The following is a 1,973-nucleotide window of genomic DNA, read 5'->3' as shown; positions in this document are numbered from 1 at the left end:
ATAGATGTCTTCAAAAATTCGTATTTAAAATCAGGCAAATTATAAAGAGGTAGATTAATTGTCATCAAGTTCACTAATTGAAATTATTTCATCTAAGTCTGGTACTTATCTTGTTTTTAAATCCGAAGCATATATCGCTAACTGCCTGAGAGCGCATGGTATATACCAATTTGAGTTGATCAAAACAGCATGCGAATTAATTGAAAAACGCGGCAATGGTGGCTTATTAGTCGATATTGGTGCCCATATAGGAAGCTTTTCGATCCCGGTCGCCTTTAATACTGAATGTTCCGTAATCGCCTTTGAAGCCCAAAGACGTGTTTCTCATCTATTGGGGGCAAATTACGAACTCAATAATATTCCAAATGCAGAAATACATCATGTTGCCTTATCAGGGCCGGAGGCACCTTCTGAAATAGAAATCCCTTGTGTGGATTATTCACAATCCGGGAATTTTGGGGCATTTTCCATACGCCCCGATGTTCGACAGCAAGGCGTTGCATCAAAATTACCCTTTATAAATGAAACAGAAAAAGTAGAAGTAAGAACCCTTGATTCCTATGCCTTGGAAAATGTCGCCCTTATCAAAGTTGATGTTGAAGGGGAAGAACTTGAAGTTTTTAAAGGGGCAATCGATACAATTATCATGAATAAGCGTCCACCACTTTTATTTGAATGCTGGCAACATGAAGGATTTGAAGAAAAACGGAAAGAGACAATCGATTTTGTTACATCTCTTGGCTATAAATGTATTTTTAGCGAAGACGAAGTCATTGCCATTCCCCCTCAATTGAATTTTGGATAATCGTTACGATCTAAAATAAACTATTTGGGATATTAGGCTATTTTATCAAATATGTGATTTCCTAATTTAAAAAATCTGTTTAAACTGCACAGCATGTTGAGAACACATCGCTTTTTTAGATATCTGATACTAGTGCCAGCGCTTTTCCTATTGGCCAGTTGCTATATGCCAAGCGCCTATCAACTGCGAATTCAAATTCTGCAGGATGGCCGTTTTGCCTATGAGTATGAAGGTGATTTGCTTCATCTTAGATTTCTGTCAAAACTCGGCCTAGGTGAAATACAACAAGGCAGTGATGAAGAAATCGAATGGGCTGAAATTTATGAAAAAGATCTACGCCGCGATGAAGGTTTCAGTGAAATCAAATATAAGGGCGAAGGTCGTTTCTTAGTCAAATTTCGCTTTAAAGGTAATATCAACGAATTACGCAGTTACCATTTTGTGCGTCGTAATGCTTGGTTTATGCGTATTGCCCGTACGGCACCAGGTGTCGTAGAATTAAAAAGCAATAAGTTGCCTGAAAATTATCGCAAAGAATTAGAAGCCAGCGGCTTTATCCCATGGGGTCGTATTCGTGTATGGACAGATGCCGAAGTCACCTTTGAAAATGCAACGGCGGTAAGTGGCAGTGGCACGCGCCTTTATGAATGGGCCATTCGATCCAGTGAAGACGAATTACCGCGTATGGTTATTGGCATAACGCCACAGCCTTAAAACTATTTTTTCTATAGATGCTTTTTTCATTTTCCAGTCTTTTCTTTATGGCTTTACTGGCCGCAACCATTCTGCCTTTGTCATCCGAAGCCCTTTTAATCGGGCTGATCCAGACTGAACCAGAGTGGATATGGGGCTTAGTGTTCGTAGCAAGCCTCGGTAATATTCTTGGGTCAATTATCAATTGGATATTGGGGCGTTGGCTGATCCATTTTAAAGATCGCAAATGGTTTCCTGTAGGTGAAAACCCCCTTCAAAAAGCAGAAGATCGCTTCAATAAATGGGGATGGCCCAGCTTACTATTAGCGTGGGTACCCGTGATCGGGGATCCTTTGACCTTAATTGCGGGCGCCATGCATTTCTCTTTTTGGAAATTCATCATTCTAGTCACAATTTCCAAGGCAGGACGATACATCACCATCGCATTGATACAGCATGAAATAATAAAAGTTTT

General features: G+C 40.0%; 3 protein-coding genes. All 3 read left to right on the top strand.

From position 1 onward, the window contains the following. The first annotated feature begins 58 nt into the window (after positions 1-58). On the top strand, positions 59-805 hold the full coding sequence (locus tag E1160_RS01780) for an FkbM family methyltransferase (protein WP_155153272.1): 747 nt from the start codon (positions 59-61) through the stop codon (positions 803-805). Positions 806-970: 165 nt separating this feature from the next. Next, positions 971-1,519, top strand: a complete 549-nt coding sequence (locus E1160_RS01775) for a hypothetical protein (RefSeq protein ID WP_155153271.1) — start codon at positions 971-973, stop codon at positions 1,517-1,519. Positions 1,520-1,566: 47 nt separating this feature from the next. Further along, positions 1,567-1,973: YqaA family protein (locus tag E1160_RS01770; RefSeq protein WP_235914017.1), on the top strand; the 407-nt coding region annotated here is incomplete at its 3' end.

It is taken from the genome of Curvivirga aplysinae (assembly GCF_009711445.1).
GTDB classification, from domain to species: domain Bacteria; phylum Pseudomonadota; class Alphaproteobacteria; order UBA8366; family Aestuariispiraceae; genus Curvivirga; species Curvivirga aplysinae.
This window is presented reverse-complemented; position numbering and strand designations above follow the sequence as displayed.

What these genes read in the sequence shown, in the direction of transcription:
- E1160_RS01775 (WP_155153271.1), top strand. Translation starts at nt 971, where the DNA reads ATGCCAAGCGCCTATCAACTGCGAATTCAAATTCTGCAGGATGGCCGT.